14 protein-coding genes are annotated in these 22,729 nt (G+C 59.0%); 7 read left to right on the top strand and 7 right to left on the bottom strand.

The genetic code is table 11. From position 1 onward, the window contains the following. Nucleotides 1–8: 8 nt before the first annotated feature. The 3 genes from Q1A48_RS08830 to Q1A48_RS08820 are packed head-to-tail and all read right to left on the bottom strand — an operon-like array spanning nt 9 to nt 5,831. On the bottom strand, nt 9–3,164 hold the full coding sequence (locus Q1A48_RS08830) for an efflux RND transporter permease subunit (RefSeq protein WP_299943628.1): 3,156 nt from the start codon (nt 3,162–3,164) through the stop codon (nt 9–11). After that, complete coding sequence (locus Q1A48_RS08825; RefSeq protein WP_299943625.1) at nt 3,157–4,395, bottom strand: efflux RND transporter periplasmic adaptor subunit; 1,239 nt, start codon at nt 4,393–4,395, stop codon at nt 3,157–3,159. Before Q1A48_RS08825 ends, Q1A48_RS08830 begins: the two co-directional genes overlap by 8 nt. After that, a complete protein-coding gene (locus Q1A48_RS08820; protein WP_299943622.1) occupies nt 4,395–5,831 on the bottom strand; it encodes an efflux transporter outer membrane subunit in 1,437 nt (478 codons plus the stop codon). Before Q1A48_RS08820 ends, Q1A48_RS08825 begins: the two co-directional genes overlap by 1 nt. A gap of 281 nt (nt 5,832–6,112) precedes the next feature. On the opposite strand from Q1A48_RS08820, the gene Q1A48_RS08815 reads away from it, so the two are divergent. From Q1A48_RS08815 to Q1A48_RS08800, 4 genes are all read left to right on the top strand, one after another. After that, on the top strand, nt 6,113–7,297 hold the full coding sequence (locus Q1A48_RS08815; protein ID WP_299943619.1) for an acyl-CoA dehydrogenase: 1,185 nt from the start codon (nt 6,113–6,115) through the stop codon (nt 7,295–7,297). 138 nt (nt 7,298–7,435) lie between these two features. Further along, on the top strand, nt 7,436–8,053 hold the full coding sequence (locus Q1A48_RS08810) for a trimeric intracellular cation channel family protein (RefSeq protein WP_299943616.1): 618 nt from the start codon (nt 7,436–7,438) through the stop codon (nt 8,051–8,053). 57 nt (nt 8,054–8,110) lie between these two features. After that, nucleotides 8,111–9,733, top strand: coding sequence for an alpha/beta hydrolase (locus Q1A48_RS08805; RefSeq protein WP_299943613.1), 1,623 nt, complete (start codon nt 8,111–8,113; stop codon nt 9,731–9,733). Between the two features lie 46 nt (nt 9,734–9,779). Next, nucleotides 9,780–10,628 carry a sulfurtransferase gene (locus Q1A48_RS08800; RefSeq protein ID WP_299943610.1) on the top strand — a complete coding sequence of 283 codons (849 nt, stop codon included), beginning with the start codon at nt 9,780–9,782 and terminating at the stop codon, nt 10,626–10,628. 92 nt (nt 10,629–10,720) lie between these two features. Here Q1A48_RS08800 and msrA read toward each other — a convergent pair whose 3' ends face one another. Further along, nucleotides 10,721–11,344 carry a peptide-methionine (S)-S-oxide reductase MsrA gene (msrA, locus tag Q1A48_RS08795; RefSeq protein WP_299943608.1) on the bottom strand — a complete coding sequence of 208 codons (624 nt, stop codon included), beginning with the start codon at nt 11,342–11,344 and terminating at the stop codon, nt 10,721–10,723. Nucleotides 11,345–11,509: 165 nt separating this feature from the next. Here msrA and Q1A48_RS08790 point away from each other — a divergent pair, with 165 nt between their 5' ends. Beyond that, nucleotides 11,510–12,016, top strand: coding sequence for a molecular chaperone DnaJ (locus tag Q1A48_RS08790; protein ID WP_299943605.1), 507 nt, complete (start codon nt 11,510–11,512; stop codon nt 12,014–12,016). A gap of 170 nt (nt 12,017–12,186) precedes the next feature. Here Q1A48_RS08790 and Q1A48_RS08785 read toward each other — a convergent pair whose 3' ends face one another. Next, on the bottom strand, nt 12,187–12,888 hold the full coding sequence (locus Q1A48_RS08785) for a DUF599 domain-containing protein (protein WP_299943602.1): 702 nt from the start codon (nt 12,886–12,888) through the stop codon (nt 12,187–12,189). A 171-nt stretch (nt 12,889–13,059) separates the two neighbouring features. On the opposite strand from Q1A48_RS08785, the gene Q1A48_RS08780 reads away from it, so the two are divergent. Beyond that, nucleotides 13,060–15,969, top strand: a complete 2,910-nt coding sequence (locus Q1A48_RS08780; protein ID WP_299943599.1) for an insulinase family protein — start codon at nt 13,060–13,062, stop codon at nt 15,967–15,969. 313 nt (nt 15,970–16,282) lie between these two features. Here Q1A48_RS08780 and Q1A48_RS08775 read toward each other — a convergent pair whose 3' ends face one another. After that, nucleotides 16,283–16,699, bottom strand: a complete 417-nt coding sequence (locus tag Q1A48_RS08775) for a YbaN family protein (protein WP_299943596.1) — start codon at nt 16,697–16,699, stop codon at nt 16,283–16,285. Between the two features lie 277 nt (nt 16,700–16,976). Continuing rightward, on the bottom strand, nt 16,977–19,154 hold the full coding sequence (locus Q1A48_RS08770; protein ID WP_299943594.1) for a TonB-dependent receptor: 2,178 nt from the start codon (nt 19,152–19,154) through the stop codon (nt 16,977–16,979). Nucleotides 19,155–19,371: 217 nt separating this feature from the next. Between Q1A48_RS08770 and Q1A48_RS08765 the strand changes: the two genes are divergently transcribed. After that, nucleotides 19,372–22,695, top strand: coding sequence for a PAS-domain containing protein (locus Q1A48_RS08765; RefSeq protein WP_299943592.1), 3,324 nt, complete (start codon nt 19,372–19,374; stop codon nt 22,693–22,695). Nucleotides 22,696–22,729: the final 34 nt, after the last annotated feature.

Genomic DNA, 22,729 nt, shown 5'->3' with positions numbered 1-22,729 from the left:
AGCACCTTTTATCGGGTGCCAGCCAACTGCCGTCCCAACAACTGCAGACCACTTTTCAGGCGGCTGAAAAACTGCGGAATATCCCTGGCGACCATCAGGTACAGACAAGGAACCAGCAATAGGGAGATGGCGGTGGCCGCCAAAATTCCGTAGCCAAGGGAAATCGCCATGGGGATCATAAAACGCGCCTGCACCGAGGTTTCAAAAATCATCGGCATCAGTCCGCAGAAAGTGGTCACTGTGGTGAGCACAATCGGGCGGAAGCGGCGCGCAGCCGCCCGCTTGATGGCACTGTCTATTCCAGCCCCCTCTCTGCGCAGGCGGTTGCTGTACTCAAGCATCACCAGGGTATCGTTGATCACTACCCCGGCCAACGCCACCATACCCAGCAGGCTGACCATGCTCATTCCATAGCCCATAACAAGATGGCCCAGTATGGCGCCGATCACGCCGAAGGGGATGGCAACCATGACAATCAATGGCTGCATGTAGCTCTTCAGGGGAATGGCCAGCAACAGATAGAGGACCGCCATTGCCAGCAGAAATGTCAGACTCAGGGAGGCGAGCCCCTCTCGCTCGTCCGCCTGGCGCCCTTCGTAGGAAATGCCGAGGCCGGGAAATTCCACCTGCATCTGCGCAGTCACATTGCGCTCCAATGCATTGATCACCAGCGCCGCCTGGTCACTGGGTTCCACATTCGCGGAAACCGTTAGCACTCGCCGGCCCTCGCGGCGATTGATGGTGGCATAGGCGCGCCCCTGCGACACTTCCACCAGATCCGGCAATGGCAGCCACAGGCCGTTGCCGGCACGGATCATGATGCTGGATACATCCTCCATACCGACCCGTTCACTTTCCGGCAAGCGCACCATCACTTTGACCTGGTCGCGGCCACGCTGCTGGCGCAGGGCTTCGGCGCCGTACAGGGCCGCGCGCAACTGGCGGCCAACCTCTTCCGCCGAAATGCCCAGGCTCTTGGCCCGCTCAGTCAATGTCAGGTCCAGCTGCGACTTGCCCTGGGAGATACCGACATCAATGTCGCTGACATTGGGGAACTTCTCCAGCTCTGTACCCAGACGCTGGGCCGCCCGATCCAACGTGTCGGTATCGGTATGTTGCAGCTCCACCGTGAGAGAGGCGCCCGCTCCGGGACCTCCCCGGTCTGCGACGGTGATTGCACTGAGCGCTCCCGCAATCGAACCCGCCTCCCGCCGCCATGCGCGCACGAACGCGCCGGTGGAAAACCCGCGCTGGTCAGAGGGTACAAAGTAAGCATCCACCTGCACCGAATCGTTGCGGATCAGCCCACGGATGCCGAGAAATACCCGTTCGCGGTCGTAGGTCTCCAGCACCCGGTCGGCCGCAGCCATAATCTGGCTGCGCGCTTTTTCCAACTGCTGTTCGGCGGTGCCGTTGGGAAAGGCCACCTGGAAGCGGCCGGAATCCCGTTCCACCCGCGGCATCAGAGTAAAACCCATACGGCCACTGGCAGCATAACCGGCCACGACCAGCAGGGTGGACAGTGCCACCGCTATGGTGGTGTAGCGATGGCGCACACACAGATCGAGAAAAGGGCGAAAGCGCACTTGTACAAAACGGTCCAACCCCTGCGCCAGCACCTTCTGACGCGCGGCGAAACGACGCGCCCTGCGACTTTTGTAACCGCGGCGGGAATGGGCCAAATGCGCCGGAAGGATGAACAGTGCCTCCACCCAGGAAATCACAAACACCGAAGCCACCACAAAGGGAATCACCCCAAAAATCTTACCCATAAAGCCGGGCAAAGCCATCAGGGGGATAAAAGCCACGATATTGGTAAGAATGGCGAAGGTCAGCGGTACCGCTACCTGCCGCGCGCCGGCCACCGCCGCCTGCAGGTTGCTATAGCCTTTCTGACGCCACTCGTGAATATTTTCCCCCGCGATAATCGCATCATCCACCACAATGCCGAGTGCGATAATAAAGGCGAACATGCTCACCATATTGACAGAGATATCGAGTCCTGGCAGGAACAACAGGGCACCGAGAAAACTGATGGGAATGCCCAACGTGACCCAAAACGCGAGGCGCAACTCCAGGAATGCCCCCAGCACGATAAACACCAGCAAAAGCCCGATAAAGCCGTTTTTCAGCAGCAGCGACAGGCGCTCCTTGAACAGTTCCGCGTCATCATCGCGAATACTGAGGGACACACCCGGCGGCAGCCTGTCCTCCAGTTCCACAATCACCTCGCGCGCCGCCTCGCTCACGCTCATGGGGGTCTGCTCGCCCACGCGAAAAATCCGGATACTCACCGCCGGCTCGCCGTTAAAGACCATGCTGCGCGCTTCATCCACCAGTGCATCGCTGACACTGGCAATATCGCGAAGATACACAGCCCCTCCCCCGCTGCCCTGGGTTACCACGATATCACCGAATTCCCGCGCCCAATCCCGCCGCTCGGTGACCCGAACCAGTATTTCACCAGCGGTAGATTTAACCCCGCCCGCCGGCACATCCACCGCCCCGTTGCGCACCAGCGCCGCCACCTCCGCGAGCGTGAGCCCGTAGCGGCGCAGGTCGTCCCGGCGCACCGCTATCGCCACCTCCAGATCGCGTACCCCGGAAGTTTCCACCTGGGTAATCTCGGGGTGCGCTTCCAGCCTGTCGAACACCTGCATGGCGACAGCGCGTAGACTCCGGTCATCCAGGTCGCCATGCACCACCAGGTCCATTACATCGCGCTTCCGCTCTGCCAGGCTCACCTGGGGTCGCTCAATATCCGCAGGGAAGGTCGTCACCCGATCAATCGCCTGCTGGACATCCTGGTAAACCTGGTTGGCGTTGGCATCGCCCTCCAGCTCCAGAGTCAGCGAAGCCCCCCCCTCGGAGGCCACACCGCGCTTCTGCTTGATACCCACAATGCCCTGCACCGCCTGCTCGGCAGCCACCAGCACACCGCGCTCAACCTCTTCCGGACTGGCGCCGGGGTAAGAGATGGCAATGCTGACAATATCCAGGCTGAATTCCGGGAAGACCTCTTTTTTCACCACAACGGAAAAAATCAGCCCGCCAACAAGAAATACCAGCATCAACAGGTTGGCAGTCACAGAGTTGCGTGCCATCCAGGCAATGGGGCCGGAGCGAGTATCAACTTCCGCGCCAGTTTTTTTGAACTCAGCCATCGGCACCCCCGGTTGCGCCGCTGTGCACGCCCTTCTCCACGACCTTCTGTGCGGATACTGCCGCTTCTATACCGAGGCGCTGTTGCTCTTTGGTATCGGCGGCAATACGCACCGGCATGTCCTCTATCACATTGACCAGCCGTGTGGTCACCAGGGTCTCACCACCGTTCAAGCCCTGTTCCAGCAGCGCGTAGTCCCCATCCATATAAGCCACCTCTACCGGCAGCACCCTTGTGCGGTTGTCTTTGACCACCCACACCCTGTTGCCATCCTGCAGGGCGGTAAGGGGAATTCGAACGCTCTGTTCTTCGCTCTGGGAAACAATCTCCACCCGTGCAAGATCATTCAGCAGCAGCTGTGGCTGGCCCGGATTGTGTACAGACAGGGGGTCCTCCAATTCCACCAGCACGCTGGCAAGCCTGCCCTGCTCTTCCAAAACCGGGATTGTGCGCACAAAGTCACCGCGCCGGTAGACGCCCTGGGGCCACTGGCTGCCATAGATACGCACTTCATTAGTGGCACTACCTAATCTGTGCAGATGCGCTGCCGGCACTTCCACTGCGATCTGGAAGTGGTCGGCACTGGCGAGGCTATAGAGAATATTTCCCGGTGCCACGCGATCACCGACATCGACCGCACGCGCCACCACCAACGCATCGAAGGGCGCATGAATACGGGTGAGGCGCAGATCACGCTCCGCCAGTCCCACGCTCACTTCGGCCGCCTGCACCCGCGCCTGTGCTTGCGCCAGTTGTGGCTCGCGCAGCACCAGTGCGCGATCCGACTGCGGCAGCGAGCTACCCAGCAGGGCATACTCTTCCAATGCCACCTGCTGCTGGCCCCACTCCTGTTGCAGTTCTGCACGGCGCTCGGCAAGGCTGCTGCGTGCCGTCTGCAACGCCAGTTGGTAGGGCTCCGCCTCTATACGCAGCAATACCTGGCCTTTGGGTAAAATAGCCCCCGGCCCCAGGCCATAATCCAGCCATTCCACTTCCCCCTGCACCTGTGGCTGCACTTCTGCCAGCTCCCTTGCAGAGACCTTGCCGAGGGCATTGAAAGTCACCGGGAAGCGGCCGCGCTCAGCCACTGCCACCTCTACAGCGGGTGGCGGCACGCGACGCTCGCTGCGCGCCACCGTAGGTTTTTCGCGCAACATCCAACCGGCGACCTGCAACGCCACCAGTACCAACGCCACGGGCATAATCCAGCGCCAATGGGTTTTCTTTAACATCAATTACTTCCCTCCAGATACAGCACCAGATCCACGGGCTTTGGGGCGGGGAGATCCTCCTGCGGCAGCCCCCCGGAAAGCGCGCGGTAAAGCGTTACACGGTTTTCAATGATTTGGCGCTCGGCGGCAAGCACCTGCCTAGCCAGACTCTGTTGCTCAGTAGTCGCGGTGAGCAAATTGAGAAAATCGACAGCGCCTCGGGCATAGGCGCGGCTGCGGCGCTGGGCAATCAGATCGGAAAGCCCCTTGCGCTCGCGCAAATGCACCAGTTCCTGCACCAGGACGCGCTCGCGAATCAGGGCCAGCTCCACTTCCAACAGTGCCTGGTTCACGGTGCTGCTGTACAGAGACCAACGCTCCTGTAGCTCGGCCTGGCCCTGATCCCGCGCCGAAGCCAGGGCACCACCGTCAAAGAGCACTCCTTCCAGGGAGGCGGCAATTGCCAACAGCCAGTTTTCAGTGATATCGCTGATCAGGCTGGTGCCATTGCTGGCAACGGCAGAAAGGCCCAATACCGGCAGCCGGTCCGCCCAGGTTTGGTCTGCAAGATGGTAGCCCTGTAATAGGCTGCGCTGGGCCTCGCGCACATCGGGGCGGCGCAACAGCAACTGGGAGGGAATGCCGGTATCCGGCAGGGCCGGCAGCAGTGGAAGACCCGCGACTTTGTGGATAACCTCTTCGAGCTGCACCTCAGTGGTACCGAGTAGCGCCGCCAGCTGGACCTTGAGCGTCTCGATATCGGCTTGCGCCTCTAACAACACCTGCTCAGACTGCTGCACCAGTTGGCGCTGCTGCAGCACATCGGCGGCATCGCCGACACCGCGCCCAAAGCGCAGCTCCATTACCTGCAGTGACTTGCGGTTGGTTTCCAACTGCTGTTCGAGCAGATCCAACTGGCCCCAGGCTTCACGCAGTTGCAGCCAGGTAGCGGATACTTCTGCGGCAAGGCTCAGGGCGGCAGTCTGCAGGTTTTGCGCCCGGGCCAAAAACCCCGCCTCAGCGGCGCTGGCACCGGCGCGCACCCGCCCCCACAGGTCCACCTCATAACTGGCCGCAACACGCGTGCTCCAGCTGTTACCTTCATTGGATTCATCAGTAAACTCACCGGAAGAAAAACGCTGTTGCGTATTTTCAGTCTGGGCAGTCACCCTGGGCCAAAGCCCGGAGCGGGCACCGCGGGCCGCTGCGGCTGCCTGCTGCAGGCGCCAGTAACTGGCCTGGATATCCGGGTTATCCTTCAGCGCGAGTAGCACCAAGTGCTCCAGCTGCGGGTCACCGAAGCTGCGCCACCAGCGCAGCTCGGTGGCGACGGTGCCGGAAGCGCGAAAATTTGCTGGTAGCTGTAACTGTTCTTGGGACTGATCAGTCTGAATCGTGGGGGATGAACAGCTGGCGAGAAGTGGAATACAAATTGCCAAAATGCGATGAAAGCACAAGGAATATCACCGAAAGCAGAGTGTGAATTGAACAAAAATAGAGATTTATTGCGGGCATTATCTCGCCACAAAAACACCCCGCAAGGCGATTTACTCTTGTTTACACAGTGGCTAAAAGGGCCGCTGGAATTTTGTGGTCTGTGGGAGTGCCCCGTTACAGTTACTTAGGTATCATGCGCCACACTAAACTGAATGGTCACCGGGACCCTCTGCGGCGGGCTTAAACCCCTGCCACCACCCGCAACGGTGTACATCGATAACGGAAGTAGAAGAGACAAACCATGAGTAAACATCAGCCTCTCGCCCATTGGGACGATATCTTGCTGCTGGACCAACAGCTGACCGACGAAGAGCGCATAGTGCGCGACACTGCACGTGAGTATTGTCAGAGCAAACTGATGCCGAGGATTCTGGAGGCCAACCGCCACGAAATCTTCGACCGTGACATCCTGCGTGAAATGGGCGCACTGGGCCTGCTCGGCGCCACCATCAACGGCTACGGTTGTGCCGGTCTCAACTATGTTTGCTACGGCCTGGTAGCGCGCGAGGTAGAGCGCGTGGATTCCGGTTACCGCTCCGCCATGAGCGTGCAGTCCAGTCTGGTGATGCACCCCATCTATGCCTACGGCAGCGAAAAGCAAAAGCAGAAGTACCTGCCCAAACTGGCCACCGGTGAGTGGGTCGGTTGCTTCGGCCTGACCGAACCGGATGCGGGCTCGGATCCCGGCGGCATGAAAACCCGCGCCAGGAAAGTGGACGGCGGCTATCGCCTGAGCGGTACCAAGATGTGGATTACCAACAGCCCCATCGCCGATGTCTTCGTGGTGTGGGGGAAAGACGATGAGGATGTTATCCGCGGCTTCATCCTCGAACAGGGTATGGATGGCCTGTCCGCACCGAAGATCGAGGGCAAATTCTCCCTGCGTGCCTCCATCACCGGGGAAATCGTCATGGACGGTGTCTTCGTTCCGGAAGAAAACAAGTTCCCGCACATCGGCGGCCTGCGCGGCCCCTTCGGCTGTCTCAATCGCGCCCGTTACGGCATTTCCTGGGGCACTATGGGCGCCAGTGAATTCTGCTGGCACGCCGCCCGCCAGTACGGCCTGGACCGCAAGCAGTTTAACCGCCCACTGGCCCAAACCCAGCTGTTTCAGAAAAAACTGGCCGACATGCAAACCGAAATTGCGCTCGGACTGCAGGCATCTCTGCGCGTCGGGCGCATTATGGATGAGAACAAGCAGTTCGATCCCACCATGATCTCGCTGGTGAAACGCAACAACTGTGGCAAGGCCCTGGATATCGCCCGCGTGGCCCGTGACATGCACGGCGGCAACGGAATTGCCGACGAGTTCCATGTGATTCGTCACGTGATGAATCTGGAAGCGGTCAACACTTACGAAGGTACCCACGACGTACACGCTTTGATCCTCGGTCGCGCCCAGACAGGCCTGCAGGCCTTCGTCTGAACTTGACGACACACCGGGCCCCGCCGTGGGCCCATCCCTCCACCACCAAGCGCACCGCCCTGCTGCTCCGTCTCTCCCCTTGCCAGATCATGAGTGCTATCCTGCCCGGCTTCGCCAGTCTGTAGGTTTAACGACGATATGGATCAGCTGCTGCATTGGTTTGACCTGATCGGCATAGTGGTATTTGCCTTCAGTGGCGTACTTGCCGCGGGGCACAAGCAGATGGACTTGTTCGGCGCGGTGGTGCTCGCCTGTGTCACCGCCACCGGAGGCGGCACGACCAGAGATATCATCCTGAATCTCCCGGTATTCTGGCTGCAGGATACTTACTATCTGTGGATTGCCGCCACTACCGGTGTGCTCAGCTTTTATCTGATACGCTACCTGCAGGTGCCCATGCGCCTGCTGATGGTGGCCGACGCTATCGGTCTCGCCGTGTTTGTCGTGATCGGCACGCAGAAAGGGCTGGAACTTGGTTACTCGGCCACGATTGCCATCGTGATGGGCGTGATGACCGGCACCGTTGGCGGCGTGATCCGGGACCTGCTGTGCGGCGATATCCCGCTGCTGCTGCGCCGTGAGATCTACGCCACCGCCGCTCTAACCGGCGCCGCCGTCCTGGTTCTTCTGGACGCCAGTGGCAAACTTGCTGGAGATCTGGTTGTCGCTATTGCCATGCTTGTCACCCTGTCAATTCGCCTGGCCGCCCTGCGTTGGAACCTGTCGGCTCCCATTGCGCGGGTTGGCCATCGTTAAACGGTATCGGGGAAAAACACTCAACAAAACCCATCACAGTCCAAAGGAATGAGTTCAGTGCACACTTTCCGTCCGTTCACCGCCGTCTCCGTTCTGCTCTGCCTGTTGGTCGGGGCCTGTGAGCGGGCCGGCCAGCAACAGCCCGGGCAGGCAGCGCAGGGTGAGGCCCATACCCGTTTGATTCCCAAACCCTGCTGGTTTGAAACCGGTGACGCCTGGCCCATGACCCAGTGTTTTATGGTGGAAGTCCCAGAGGCTTACGCCCACCCATCCAGACGCAAGATCCGCTTCCCCGCCGTACGCTTTCACGCCAAGGAACCAAATCCCAGCAAGGCGCCCCTGCTGCATCTGGGCGCCGGCGGCCCGGGCGCCAGCATGGGCCTGGAGCCGGAAAATGCCAGCGATTGGTTGTGGCTGAACTATGCGGCCATGTCGGTAGAGGACGGCCGCGACCTGATTGTGATGGACCCCCGCGGCACCGGCATGGCACAGCCGCGTCTCACCTGCAGGGAATTTATCGAGGATGCCCGCACCGCCTTCGAGCGCAACCTCTCCCCGCAAGAGGAGGCCCGTGTATTCGCTTTCAGCATGGAGCGCTGCTATAGCCGCCTGAGCAAGGGCACCGATATGGCCCAGTACAACAGCGCCACCATCGCCAGGGATGTGGAGGCGTTGCGCAAGTTGCTCGGGATCGATAGTTTCGACCTCTACGGGGTGTCCTACGCCGCCCGCTACGCCCTCACCTATGCGCGGGATTACCCTGAATCGGTGCGCGCCCTGGTACTCAACAGCGCCGTTTTCCCTAATATCGTTTACACCCAGCAGCTGGCCCAGGACTCTCTGGCGGCCTATGAGCGCGGCTTGAAACATTGTATCGAGCATAAAACCTGTAACAGCCGCTACCCGGAACTGCGCCGCCGCCTGGAGAATCTGGTGCAGACCCTGGACGAAACACCCCGTACCATTTCCATCAGGCACCGCTATTCCGACCAGCACTACCCCTTCGTTCTCACAGGACAGCGTCTGCTGCGAGTCCTCTTTCAGGCACTGTACAATGAGAATTTCTACAGCGAACTGCCGAAACTGATTGAGGGGCTGGAAAACCCCGCTGATGAAGGCCTCAAACCCGCACAGAAAGCCATCGGACACTTTATGGAGATCGTGCTGGACCCTTACTTCGGTGATGCCGCCGGCGTCAGTCATTTCTGTTACGAGGAAGCCCCCTTTGTGGACTTTGAACAGGCCCGCACCAATGCCGCCAAAACCGGTATCCTGGGAGGCGCTGCGCGTGCGGACCTGAGCCTGCTGCAATTACAGTGCCGCATCTGGGCAATTCCCTCCGCACCGCTGCTGGAGTCACAGGCCATCGCCACACCCGCACCGGTCATGGTGTTGCATGGCGGCCTGGACCCGGTACTGTCCCCGGAGGACGCCAATACTGCGCGCAAGGCATTGCCGAACCACCAGTGGCTGCTGTTCCCGCAACTGGCCCACGATATTATTTCGGCGAGCAACTGCGCCGAACAGGCCGCCGCCCGCTTCCTCAACAACCCGATGGAAGACCAAACCCAGGCCACTCTGGCCTGTCGCCAACAGGAACTGACCCACCAGCAGGCGGCGAAACAGCAGCAAGCGGAGACGCCGGCAGCGCAACTATCGGCACCGGAAAGCGGGCTTTGATCACCCCGTATTTTCACTGGACAACACAAACACTGGATACAGCGCAATGGAAAAGGACAGCGATGACCCGTTAATCGAAGTGGCGGCGCTCATGCAGCTGCAGGCGTCTGCAGATCCGGTGATTCTGGACTGTCGCTACGCACTATCAGACCCCGACCGTGGTGCACGGGCCTTTGCCACCGCACATATTCCCGGAGCCTGTTATGCCAGCCTGCACCGGGACCTCTCCGCACCCCTGCAGCGATACGGGGGCCGCCACCCACTGCCCAGCAGCGCTCAATTCCAGCAGTTCGCGCGCACACTGGGCGTCAGCCGCACTACGCCCGTGGTGGTTTACGACGATAACCGCCTGGGCTTTGCCGCGCGGGCCTGGTTCCTCTTCTTCTTCTTTGGCCATAAAAGCATCCGCATTCTGAACGGTGGTCTGAAGGCCTGGTGTGATGCGGGCCAACCCCTGGAAACCCATGCGCCCGCCTCGCGCCCGGCGGGCAACTTCAAGGCCAAGCCGAAGGAAAACCTGCTGGTTCACTACGCACAGGTGAAAGCCAGGCTGGGCACTGCCCCCTGGCAATTGGTCGATGCGCGCGATCACGAGCGCTTTGCGGGTCTGAAGGAGCCCATCGACCCCATCGCGGGGCATATTCCCACCGCCATCAACCAGCCCTGGCAGGAAATAACTGAAACTGCGAGCGGAAAGGTAAAAGCCCCCGAGGCACTGCGCAAACAATGGGAGCCTCTCTCAAACGGGCGGCCACTGCTCAACTACTGTGGCTCCGGGGTGACCGCCTGTGTGAATTTTTTTGCCCAATATCTGGCCGGCCGGCGCGACTCCCTGCTCTACCCCGGCAGCTGGAGCGACTGGTGCGCGCACCAGCGGGCCCATCAATCACGCTGAAAGCCCACTGGAGAAAGGCGCGAGCGGGGAACCGGGGAGCGGCAGTTCACAAAGCAAACCAGGACGGCAGCGCCGAGCCGCTTTTTCTGGCTTCAGTCGTGCATGGGATTGCGAATCAGCGGACAAGCCGCCTCTTTGTTTTTCGCCATATACTGCTGGTGATACTCCTCGGCGTAATAGAATTCCGGCGCCATACTGATTTCGGTAGTGATCTTGCCGCGATTTTTTGCATCCAGCGCTTCCTGAATCGCCTCTCTGCTGGCTTCGGCTTCCTTTTTCTGCGCTTCGGAACAACAGAAGATACAGGAGCGATACTGAGAACCGATATCATTGCCCTGGCGCATCCCCTGGGTGGGGTCGTGACGGTCCCAGAACAGATGCAGCAGCTCCGCATAGCTGATAACTGCTGGATCGTAGATGACTTTGACCACCTCGGCATGCCCGGTGCGCCCACTGCATACCTCATCGTAATTCGGGTTCTCGGTAGCGCCATCGGTATAGCCAACAGCGGTGGCGAAGACACCCTCGGTGTCCCAAAATAAGCGCTCGGCGCCCCAGAAACAGCCCATGCCAAACAAAGCAACTTCCGTATCCTCGGGGAACGGCGCCTTGATCGGATTGCCATTGACGAAGTGAACACCACTGATTTCCATCGGTTGTGGCCGACCGGGCAAAATCTGATCCGCATCCGGTATCTGGAATTTGTCGTATTGCATACTGTTGTCTCAAATGCTGAAATTTTCTTCCATCAGGATAGCCAAAAAGCGTTTATCCGCCCAGAGCCATACTTAGGCTAAATTAACCGAATTTTCAAATAGATAAGAAAGTTATTTGATCCGTACCCTACAATGTTGGCCTGTCAACCATACAAGGAGCCGCCTTTGGCACGTTTAATTCTACTGTTTCTCATTTTGATCGCCGCCTGGTTTGCCTGGCAGAAGATCAAGTCCCGCGCACCGGGGAACCGGCGCAAACAGATTTTCCTCGCCACCGTACTGGGTGGGGCCATGATTGTGGTGATTCTGGCCCTGAGCGGGCGGCTGCACTGGGTTGGCGCAGCTGCCCTGCTGATACTGCCGGTGCTGGGACGCCTGCTCAACCAGCTCCCCCGCATACTGCCATGGTTATCACCCCTGCTGCAAAAATATACACACAGCCGCCAATCCCCCGGGCAACAGCACCAAAAAGCTGCACAGCAACAGGCGGGGCCCCCTCTCACCGAGTGCGAGGCCCGGCGCATCCTCGGCGTTGGCGCCAGTGCCGGGCGGGATGAGATTGTCGGTGCCCATCGCAGGCTGATGCAAAAGCTGCATCCGGATCGCGGTGGTAACGACTACCTGGCGTCGCGCGTCAACGCCGCCAAGGAGCTTCTGCTACGTATACTTTAGGATTCGCTACCAGGCTTTGCGGAGAGAAAGATGACAGTAACCCAACTGCCAAACGGGCTCTGCCTGGGCAGAGGCCAGATTTTTCGGTGAGGGCAGGCGCCTGACCATACACTTTGGAAATGACTTCAAGAACCACCAGAAACTCACTGTTTTTTATTGGGTTTTGGAATTCAATTACCCTTCAGGATGCCCTCCCTTGCCGCCAGGATTGACTGCAAGGAGCGGGACAGAAATTCGCGGCGGTAAAGTATATAGACCACCAAAAGATAACCGGCGATAAACAGGACAGGGTGGATAAACCACCCCAGCACAGAGATGGAGAAATAATAGGACCGCAGTCCATAGTTGTAACTGTGACCCGCATGGTCGATCACTTTGGCCGCATTGATGGCAAAACACCGCCGCTCCTCTTCAGAAAGCGCGCTATTTTGCGCAGGCGTGGCGCCGATGAGCACATTTGCAAAAGAGTATTGACGCAGAGACCAGGTGAAATTGAAAAAGGCAAAGATGTAAATCAGGATTAGCAACATCACCTTGAGTTCAAACTGCTCAACCGTAGTGGGTTCAGCAAAAGGCAGGCTGGTCAACATTGCAATAGCCGCCTTGTTGGCCGTCAGCGCAGTGACCAGACCCGCCAGAATCAGGATACTGGTAGAGGCGAAGAAGCCGATCACCCGCTCGAGGTTGCCCAGTATGGCGGTATCCGCCATGCGCAGTTCCCGGTCCAGCATACGCAGCATCCACTCCACCCGAAACCATCGCAGAGAGGAGGAAAGGCACCAGGTTTCCCTGGCTTTTTTTCGCGCAAATAAGGTGTAGCCCACCCAGGTCATAAAAAATCCTGAGACACTGGCAATATCCAACCAGGACAACCGCTATCTCCCTGTTCGTCTACATTTATGCCGGGGCCTTGGCCGGCCGAGTCTTTGCCATGCCGGCGCCCTTGTCAACACTGTCTTTCCGGTGTGTGCAAGCGGTAGAATAGCGCCCTTTCGGCGGCGAAGGCCGGCGGCAAGTTTCAGATAACTCCAGGAAGCTGTCCTTTGAGCAATTCACATCCCGCATTTGAACTGGTTACCAGCACAGAAATCGAATCTCTCGGCGTGTGCGTCGAGGAATACCGCCATGCCACCACCGGCGCCCAGCACCTGCATATTGCCGCCGACAACCCGGAGAATGTGTTTCTCGTGGCATTGCGCACGGTACCCGGGGACTCCACCGGTGTGGCGCATATCCTTGAGCACACCGCATTGTGTGGCAGTGACAAATACCCGGTGCGGGACCCCTTCTTTATGATGATCCGCCGCTCTCTCAACACTTTTATGAACGCTTTCACCAGTTCCGACTGGACCGCTTACCCCTTCGCCAGCCAGAATCGCAAGGATTTTGACAATCTGCTCAGCGTGTATCTGGATGCGGTCTTCTTTGCGCGCCTGGACCCGCTGGATTTTGCCCAGGAGGGGCATCGACTGGAATTCACCGAAACCGGTAACCCCGACAGCGATCTGATGTATAAAGGAGTGGTGTTTAACGAGATGAAAGGCGCCATGAGTTCCGTCAGCGCCCAGCTTTGGCACACCCTGAGCAAGTATCTGTTCCCCACCACCACTTACCACTACAACTCCGGTGGTGAACCGACTGATATCCCCAAACTCAGCTACGAACAGCTGGTGGCCTTTTACCGCAGCCACTATCACCCGAGCAACGCCATCTTTATGACCTTCGGCGATATTCCTGCCGCAGAGCACCAGGCGGCCTTCGAGGAAAGGGCCCTGCACAAGTTTGAGCAACTGGAAAAAACCATCGCTGTCGGTCGCGAAGACCGCTACCAGGCACCGCTCAAGGTCGAGGAACACTATCCGTTGAGCGGCGAGGAACCCAGTGGTAAAACCCATATCGTCCTGAGCTGGCTGCTGGGCGATGTCACCGATCTGGATGAGGCCCTGACGGCACACCTGCTCGCTGGTGTACTGCTGGACAATAGCGCCTCACCCCTGATGAAACTGCTCGAGACCACCGACCTGGGCAGCGCCCCTTCCCCACTTGTGGGGCTGGATGATTCCCAGCGGGAGCTGGTCTTTGTCTGCGGTATCGAGGGCAGTGAACGGGAGCGCGCCGACGAGTTGGAGAAACAGATACTCGCGGTATTGGCGGAGGTTGCACAAAACGGCCTCCCTTATGAACAGGTTGCCGCCAGCCTGCACCAGTTGGAATTGCAACAGCGCGAGATCGGCGGCGACGGCTATCCCTATGGCTTGCAGCTGATCCTGACCGCCCTGACCGGCGCCACCCATCGCGGCGATGCCATCGGCCTGTTGAACATCGATACCACCCTGGAGAAGCTGCGCGAGCAGATCAAGGACCCGACATTTATTGCCGGCAAGGCCCGTGAACTGCTGCTGGAAAACCAGCACCGCGTGCGCCTGGTACTGAGCCCCGATGACCAACTGGCGACACGCCGCGCGCAGGCGGAGAAAGACCAGCTTGCGCAGATCAAGTCGCGCCTCAGCGAAAAAGACAGAAATCAGATTATCGAGACCGCCAAAGCTCTGGTAGACCGGCAAAACCGCGAGGACGATGCCTCAATTCTGCCAAAAGTTGGCGTTGAGGATATTCCCGCGGAACTGCCAGATGTAGAGGGTGAAAAGACCTCCTTGGGCGCGCAGAAACTGTCCCGCTACAGCGCCGGCACCAACGGCCTTGTGTACCAGCAGGTGGTGTGTGCCCTGCCGGAACTCAGCGAGGAGGAACACCAGTTGCTCCCCTATTATTGTCAAATCCTGAGTGAAGTCGGCCTGGGGGACAAAGACTACCTGGCAGTCCAGCAGTGGCAGACCCGCGTGGCCGGTGCTCTACACGGTTTTACCAGCAGCCGCACCGCCATCGACAACCTCGATACTCTATCCGGTCACTTTATCCTGTCTGGCAAAGCGCTGGCACGCAATCAGGGTGAACTGACCGACCTGATGCAAGCCACCATGGAGCAGGTGCGTTTCGATGAGTCCACCCGTATGCGGGAATTACTTCAACAGACTTTGGCCCGCCGCGAACAGGGCGTTGTCGACAACGGCCATGCCCTCGCCATGGCCGCGGCCAGCGCAGGGACCAATCGCGCCGCTTTTGAGAACCACGCCAGTGGCGGTCTGCTTGGTTTGCGCAACCTCAAGGGGCTGGTGCGCGATCTCGAGCAAAAAGAAGGGCTGCAGCAACTCTCCACGCAATTCCAGGCGATCCACCGGAAAATACTCGCCGCCCCGCGCCAGTTCCTGTTGATTGGCGAGGCGGAGAAACTCGACGATTTTAGCCAGGCCCTGTCGGCACTCACTGCCATCCCCAGTGAAACGCCAGCCAACCCCGAAGCGCCCTTTGAACGCAAACGTATACAGGCGCTGTGGCTCGTCAACAGCCAGGTAAATTTCTGTGCCAAGGCGTATGCCACTGTTCCACTATCCCATCCGGATGCAGCGCCGCTTTCCGTATTGGGCGGCTTTTTGCGCAATGGTTTCCTGCACCGCGCTATCCGCGAACAGGGTGGCGCCTATGGCAGTGGTGCAGCCCAGGACAGCAATATTGGCGTATTCCGCTTCTTCTCTTATCGCGACCCGCGCCTGGGGGAAACCCTGGATGATTTTAATGCGTCCCTGGAGTGGCTGGCAGAGGGGAGGCACAAAACCGAACAGGTGGAGGAAGCGATTCTCGGTGTCATCGGCGGTCTGGACAAGCCCGCCTCTCCCGCCGGCGAGGCCAAGAAGAATTTTCACTCTGCCCTGTACGGTCGCAGCCACGTGGTACGTCAGGCGTTCCGCAAGCAGGTAACGGAGGTGACCCTGGCCGACCTGCAGCGGGTTGCCGCCTCTTATCTGGACCCGAACACGGCCAGCGTCGCCGTTGTTACCGGCCCTCAGGGCCGCAGCGGCGGCGCACAGCGGAATCTGCGGGAAGAGGAACTCTAGCCAAACCCGACTTCACCGCAGGCATAGGCACGCCTTGCCAAGGAGTTTCCACTGACTATTGGCCGGGAGCCAGCGCAATTTCGATAGATCTGATTTCAACCCGGAGAATTTCACTCCTGGCAGGGACCCTTGAGCTCGGGTTTCAAGCTGTACTGCCCGGTCCAGCTTGCCTCCTGGAAAGACCGATTATCTGTTCGCTACCCACCAGTGTCTGTCCCGCAGGTGGTTTGGCGCATGACTTTGGTTTTGCCAGGACTCAACCCTGTCACCCGGCAGGGCATTGAGACGACCAACCACTCTGTCTATTGCCGGATTACCCATTCGACTCCGACCGTGACCATCTCCAAAAGGCGCCGCAACCGAGGCCGCCGATGGTGAGTAAAATAAGATACCCATTGTTGATATGGTGAATCGCAAAAGCGAGGGACACAGTCATTGTCAGACTTGCCACCAGTTTGGTGCGTCGACTCAGGTAACCGCTGCGGCAGGTTTTCAAGAGATTTCCAAACAGGTGGTGCTCTTCAATCCATCGATGGAGGCGCTGAGAGCTTCGCGAAGCGGCCCAGGCGCCAAGCAGGATAAAAACGGCGGAAGGCAATCCGGGCAGTATGGCCCCGATAACACCGAGAAAAATACAAAAACAGGCGAACCCTCCCCACAGCCACCGCAGCCAACCTGGGCCCAGCTTGGGGGCAAGGCTCGAAAGAGGCTCTTCGGTGGGTACCCTCAAAGGTGGATCTTCATAAGCTATTCACCGGATAACCCAGGTTGCCTTAGCGCAGTGAGCACGAAATGGATTTTGCGTGACTGCCCTCGCCGTCCGGCAATCCCCTCGTATTTGGATAGGCGCCAAAAAGACCCAGAAACGGCTGAAAACCGACTAACTGACAGTGTATTCAAGCGGTTTCGAGGACACAAAAAAGCCGCTCACAGGGGAGCGGCAATAAACGCGCGGGTTTCTAACCGGGAATACCTTCAATCCAATTGGCCGTGTGCCGGATCAAGCGCTAGAAAGCGTAATTAAACGCCAATGCCAAGGTGCGCGGGGCGCCGTAGAAGCCTGTTTGGAAAGGCGCACCGAAATCGTAACCGGCAATGCGATATTCTTGATCGCCGAGGTTTTTACCGATCAGGCTCGCACTCCAGTTGCCTGACCCCGGATAGTAGGTCGCAGTAGCATCCACCAGGGTATAAGCCTTCTGGTCCAGAATGCCCGGCGTTTCAAAAATCTGCGTATCCGCGCGGTAGGACACCGATGGGTTCAGCACCAGCTCACCGTCGGCCACAGGAATAGACCAGTTCAACTGCACCATCGCTGTGGTATCCGGCGTATTCTGCATATCGAGTGTATCGGCGATATTTTCACCTCCGCTGAGAAACTCGATAAATTTCGCGTCGATAAGACCGAGGACCGCATTGGCTGTCAGGCTGTCCGTCACCGCCAAGGACGCTTCCAGCTCGAGCCCCTGGATACGGGCCTCGCCAGCGTTCAGCACCGCACTGGCAAAGCCGCCACCGGGAACCAGGGTCTGCGTGGTAACCTGCATATCCGTATAATCGGCCCGGAACAGAGCGCCATTCAGGCGCAGACGGTTGCCCAACAAATCCAGCTTCCAGCCCAATTCTGCACTGTTGACGGTTTCCGGGTCATAGCCGTCGACCGTTTCCGGGTTCACGCTCGCATCACCGCGCATATCGAAACCACCGGATTTAAAGCCCGCACTGTAAGACAGATACACCATGGCATTGTCATTGATCTGGTAGTCGATGCCTACGCGCGGTGAGAATTGGCCCCAGTCGTTCTCACCGGTGTAATCGGTCAAAGTCGCCAGGAAAACCGGTTCGGGGGTATCGGCATAGTAGAGGGCATGGGGAAAATCACTGCCGAGTCCCAGGTAGTTGCCCTTAAATACCGCTGCCTGTTTTTTGTCCCTGGTGTAGCGGCCACCCAGATTCAAGTTCCATTGATCGGCGAACTGCCAGTTGTAGTGCGCATAGGCGGAAATACTCTGGGTATCGACCTTGCCGGCCACTTTCTGGGTAAACCCGGCTGGCGCCGCAAGATAGCCCAGCACTGCATCGAAGGCACCGGATGCGGTACCGTCATAGTAGTAAATACCGCTCACCAGATCAGCGCTATCCCCCTGCCACAAGAGCTGAAATTCCTGGGTAAACTGCTCGTCGTCGTAGATCGCAGGAACATCAAACCAGGCGCCCTGGGTACTATCAAAATCGATCACGGTATCGGTATTGCCTTCCCGCCTGGCGGTAATGGACTTCACGGTAATCGTGCCGGAAACCTCATACTCGACGGCCAGGGATACACCGGAGGTCTCGACCAGGTTATCGCTGGGCAGATTGGTCTCGGTATCATACACACTGTCGAGGACCGGCTCACCGGCCAAGCCCGGACCGAAGCGGTGACCGTGCTTGGAGGCAGACTCATCCTTTGTCTGATCCGCAGCCAGGCGCAGCCACAGCTTCTCACTCGGATTGAATTCCACAGAGACGCGACCGCTAACAATATCCTTGTTGTACTGGTCTTCCCCGGTAATCACATTTTCGCCAAAGCCATCGCGTTGAAATGTGGCAATAGCACCGCTGACAAAAACAGTATCCGAGAGCGCGGTTTGACCGGACACTTTCAGGTCGCGCTGATTGTAATTGCCAAGGGCTGCGCTGAAGCTCAGTTCACTGTCACCGGTGAGACGCTTGGTAACATATTTCACCGCACCGCCGATGGTATTTTTGCCGTACAGGGTACCCTGGGGGCCACGCAGCACTTCGATGGAAGCCACATCGTACAAATCCAACACAGCGCCCTGGGGGCGGGCAATGTAGATATCGTCGACATAAATACCAACACCCGGCTCGAAGCCCCACAGAGGATCCTGCTGACCAATACCGCGCACAAATGCCGTCAGCGTGGAATTGGTGCCCCGGCTGGCCTGCAAAGTCGTGTTGGGTGCAAGTTTTTGCAGGTCGGTAACGTCGGTGACGCCATTTTGCTGCAGCGCATCCTCATCGAATGCACTCACGGCGACGGGCACTTCCTGCAGGGACTGTTGGCGCTTTTGAGCCGTCACGATAATTTCTTCCAGTACCGGTTCGGCTGAAACGAAGCTGGCACCACTGGCCAGCAGGATGCCGGCAGCGAGCGGGTTGAATTTGCTGTTGGGGCCCATGATCCTCTCCCTCAAGATCCAAATGATTCTTATTTCGGTATTGCTGTGATCTGGAGAAAACACAACCGATGCTGGACTGCGACTCTACCGGCTTGTATCACCCTTGCCTGCTAGACCAAGGTATGAGTCCGAACCACTGTCAACGGGTGCCTTCAGGGGCGACAGATAGTATATTAGCTGCCAACGCGCTCAAATAATGACCAAAGCGGATGCCGTTGTGTTTAGCTTGATGACTCTGGCCTTCCTGGGCCTGGCCTACCTGCTGCTGCTTTTCGCGGTGGCCTACTGGGGTGACCGGCTACCCGTCCGCCGTATTCGTTCCGTAAAACCTCTGCTGCTCGCCCTGGCCGGCACCTATACCAGTGCCTGGATGTTTTTCGGCACCCCGGCGCAGGCCCTGGAGGAGGGCTGGCTACTGCCCCCCACCTTCGTTGGCGCTACCCTAATGCTCGCTTTCGGCGCGCCCCTGCTGCAGCGCTTTGTCAAGCTCACCAAACAGCAGGGCTGCACCTCTATTGCCGACTTTATCAGTGCCCAATACGGTGGCTCGCAACTACTGGCGGCGGCGGTGGCGGTAGTCGCACTGGTGGCGGTATTGCCCTACCTGGCACTCCAATTGCGTGCAATCAGTGACAGTTTCCTGCTGCTGACCGATGCCTCGGAATCCTTCACGCCCACGATCACCCTGGTTATCGGGGTCACCCTGGGTCTGTTTGCGCTGATGTTCGGTGCCCGCAATATCGACAGCGGGGCGCACCGCAATGGCATGCTGATGGCCGTAGCGCTGGAGGCCCTGGTGAAAATCCTCGCCTTTGTCGCTGTCGGCTACTATGCCTCCCACCTTCTGTTCGACGGCCCCTGGGATCTTGCCCGCAGCGCGCTCAACAGCGAGCGATTGCAAGTGCTGGCGGCGAGCCGCCCGGCAGATACCGGTTATTTTGCCACCATCGTGCTGGGCATGGCGGCCATGTTCTGTCTTCCGCGCCAGTTTCATATCCTGATGATCGAAAGCGACAGCGATAAGGATATTCATACGCTGCGCAAATTGATCCCATTCTACCTGGGCATACTGACCCTCTTTATTGCCCCAGTGGGCTACGCCGGTTACCTGTGGCTGCCCGCTCACTACGATAACCCCGAGCGCTTCGTACTGGCTCTGCCACTCGAAAGCGGAAATCCGGGCCTGGCACTATTGGCGTTTATCGGCGGTCTCTCGGCTGGCGCCAGTATGATTATTGTCGCTACTATTGCCCTGTCCACCATGATTGCCAACACCCTGGTGGTTCCCTGGTGGCTGCAGCGGGCGCAGCAAACCCCGCAGCAGATTTTGGGGCATAACCTGCGCCAGGTGCGCCGCGTTATTATCGCCGGCATTATGGGTTGCGCCCTTTTAGTGAATGCCAGTATGGGGGCGGAGGTGCGCCTGGGCACCTTTGGATTGTTGTCGCTGGCACTGGTGGCACAATTAGCCCCAGCCATGATTGCGAGCCTCTACTGGCGCCGGGCGCGCGCAGAGGGCGTTGCTGCGGGGCTGCTCGCCGGTACCGCTGTGTGGGCAGTCTCCCCTCTGGCAATTGCCCTGGGATACCCCGACCTCTTGGGCAGGGCGCTCGGTTTCGGTGCGCTCACCATCAGCTGTGTACTGGGCCTGGGCCTGAACACCCTGCTTTTGTGGTGGGTATCCCAATGGTACAACCGCCACTCAACGAACACAGTCTCCACCGAATCGCCGCGCCAGCCGGATAAAAACGCTTTGTTTCGCCTGCTGGCGCGCTTTATCGGTGCCGACGCCGCACACAAAACCTTTGCCACGGTTAAAAACAGACAAAGTGGCGGCCAGGTACCCTTCACCCCCTACCGGGACATGACGGAAAAAGTGCTCGCCGGTATTGTCGGCTCCTCCAGCGCACAGCGCTTGCTGCGCGAACTGGGCAGCGCGAAAGCACCGGATATCGATGCGGCTTCGGAAATCTACCGATTTGGCCGCGGCCTGCTACAGAGCAGCATCGACAATATTGAGCAGGGTATCAGCGTGATTGACGGCAACCTGAACCTGGTGGCCTGGAACCGTCGCTACCTGGCATTGTTTCACTACCCGGCACCCCTGATTTATGTCGGCCAACCCGTCGCCGAGTTGGTGCGCTACAACGCCGAACGGGGTGAATGCGGTCCGGGTGCGGTCGAAGAGCACGTACGTAAGCGGGTGGCACATTTGCGCCGCGGCACCGCCTACAAGGTGCGCCGCTATCGCCGGGATGACACGGTGCTGGAAATTCGCGGTATGCCACTGCCAGAGGGCGGCTTTGTCACCACCTACACCGATATTTCCGACTACGCGCACGCGGTGCGGGAATTGGAAGACATCCGGAATTCCCTGGAGCAAAAAGTGTCTCAGCGCACAGCTGAAATTGAACTGGTCAACCGCGATTTACAGGAAGCCATGGCCAGCAAAACCCGCTTCCTGGCTTCGGCGAGCCACGATCTGGTGCAACCGCTCAATGCCAGTCGGCTGTTCTTGGACGCACTGGCCGGACACGACCTGGACAGTGACAGCCGCACACTGGTGTGCCGTACCGACGATGCCCTGCGCGCGGCCGAGCGCCTGATTACCGACATGCTGCAACTGGCGCGGATGGACGCCGGGGATATCAAGCCGCAGCTGCAGCCACTCGCCCTCTCCAGTATTCTCGATGTGGCGGTGGCCGAGGCGCGCTTGCAGTTGCGCCAAAAAACGGGGCCACCGCTCCAACTGCACTATCGCCCCAGTCCGTGGTGGGTGGCAAGTGACCCGAACATGTTGCGCCGGGTGGTGCAAAACCTGTTGGAGAATGCCATCAAGTATACCCGCCGCGGCGGTATTCTGATCGGCTGCCGCGCCCATGGCGATCACCTGCGCCTGGAAATCTGGGATACCGGCGTGGGTATTGCGCCAGAACAGCAAAACGCCATCTTTGAAGAATTTACCCGCCTGGGTGGCACCAGTGAAGGTCACGGTTACGGACTGGGCCTCGCCACCGTCAAGCGGCTGTGTCGCCTGCTCAAGGCCCCGCTGGCCCTGCGCTCACGCGTGGGCCGCGGCAGTGTCTTTACACTGAGCCTGCCGCGAACCGGGGCGCGACCCGGACCCCCGGCGGTTGCGACGACCAGGCCGGGGGCCGCGCAGCCCATACATCTGCAGGTGCTGTGTATCGATAACGAACCGCGGGTCCTGCAAGCCATGCAGGCGCTGTTGCAGGGGTGGGGTTGCACGATCCGGGTCAACACGGGCCAGCACACCCGGAACTTGAGCATGCCCGACGTTGTGCTGATGGACTACCATCTCGACGATGCCACTAACGGCATTGCCCTGGCCCGGCAGTTGTTCGTTCAGTGGGGCTGTGGCTGTCCCTGTATCGTGATTTCCGCTGAGAATACCGACCGGGTACGCACCCGTGCCCAGCACGCCGGATTTTACTTTTTGCAAAAACCCATCAGGCCCGCCGCGCTGCGGGCTTTGCTGAGCAGCATCGCCCAGCAAGCCATTCCTACCAAGGTCGAATAGTGAGAGCGCAGAGGGTGCGCTAGCGTATGGGTCA

Source organism: uncultured Microbulbifer sp. (genome assembly GCF_947489355.1).
Lineage (GTDB): Bacteria > Pseudomonadota > Gammaproteobacteria > Pseudomonadales > Cellvibrionaceae > Microbulbifer.
The sequence above is the reverse complement of the archived record's forward strand: the minus strand, read 5'-3'. Positions and strand labels throughout refer to the sequence as shown.

Excerpts from the sequence above, each read along its gene's own strand:
- Q1A48_RS08830 (WP_299943628.1), bottom strand. The coding sequence starts at position 3,164 with ATGGCTGAGTTCAAAAAAACTGGCGCGGAAGTTGATACTCGCTCCGGC.
- Q1A48_RS08825 (WP_299943625.1), bottom strand. The coding sequence starts at position 4,395 with ATGTTAAAGAAAACCCATTGGCGCTGGATTATGCCCGTGGCGTTGGTA.
- Q1A48_RS08815 (WP_299943619.1), top strand. The coding sequence starts at position 6,113 with ATGAGTAAACATCAGCCTCTCGCCCATTGGGACGATATCTTGCTGCTG.
- Q1A48_RS08810 (WP_299943616.1), top strand. The coding sequence starts at position 7,436 with ATGGATCAGCTGCTGCATTGGTTTGACCTGATCGGCATAGTGGTATTT.
- Q1A48_RS08800 (WP_299943610.1), top strand. The coding sequence starts at position 9,780 with ATGGAAAAGGACAGCGATGACCCGTTAATCGAAGTGGCGGCGCTCATG.
- msrA (WP_299943608.1), bottom strand. The coding sequence starts at position 11,344 with ATGCAATACGACAAATTCCAGATACCGGATGCGGATCAGATTTTGCCC.
- Q1A48_RS08770 (WP_299943594.1), bottom strand. The coding sequence starts at position 19,154 with ATGGGCCCCAACAGCAAATTCAACCCGCTCGCTGCCGGCATCCTGCTG.